Source organism: Streptomyces africanus (assembly GCF_002150735.1).
GTDB classification, from domain to species: Bacteria; Actinomycetota; Actinomycetes; order Streptomycetales; family Streptomycetaceae; genus Streptomyces; species Streptomyces africanus.
The window spans coordinates 1-742 of the sequence record NZ_MUKA01000637.1 but is presented as its reverse complement, the minus strand read 5'-3'; the positions used below and the strand labels follow the sequence as shown (position 1 = coordinate 742).

The following is a 742-nucleotide window of genomic DNA, read 5'->3' as shown; positions in this document are numbered from 1 at the left end:
GGCCGACCGCAGCGCCCGCGTGAACGGCTCGCTCTCGTACACCGGGGTCGGCAGGTCGAGGCGCTCGACGACCTCGATCAAATCCATGCAGACGTAGATCGCACCGGTGTGCCGTCGGTTCTCCACGTACGACTCGACGTCCGGGACGGTGCCCCGCACCCTGTTGTCGGCCTCCCAGCGGGCCGCGAGACCACCGGAGATCACATGCCGGACGAACCGCTCGCGCCAGGTGGGACCCGCGCTGGTGCGCCGCCACAGATCGGCGAGCGAGGTGACGAGGGCCGGTGCGCCCTGGTCGACGTCCTCTCCGTTCCCGCCGAGGACCTCGAAGAGCTGGGACATCAGCTCGCCGGNNCGAGCTGATCGTCCAGCAGGAACAGCCAGGCGAACCAGTCCGCGATCAGGCACAGGCCCTGCTCGTCCGCGGTGGGATACGTGACGGCGGCGAACCAGCCGAAATCGGCGTGCGCGAAGCGCTTCCTCGCCACCGCGTTGCCGACCAGGCCACGCTCCCCGGTCCACTGGACCAGGTGCGCGACAGCGGCGTCCGCATGGGGGTTGAGCTCCGGCGGAAAGATCCGGAAGGCGTCGGTGAGATGCGTCAGGGAGCCGGCATCCGCGCTCATCGGCGCTCCAGCCGCAGAAGCACCTCGTTCTTCGGGCGCAGCGTCACCAGCTGGTCCAGACCGACCGGTGGGTGCCCTTCCGGCATCCGCAGACGGTACTGCTGCACGATCATCGC

At 69.6% G+C, this 742-nt stretch carries 1 protein-coding gene; it reads right to left on the bottom strand.

Translation table 11 applies throughout. From position 1 onward, the window contains the following. On the bottom strand, positions 1–342 hold a 342-nt coding region (locus CCL05_RS42965; RefSeq protein WP_244204624.1), incomplete at its 3' end, for a terpene synthase family protein. Positions 343–742: the final 400 nt, after the last annotated feature.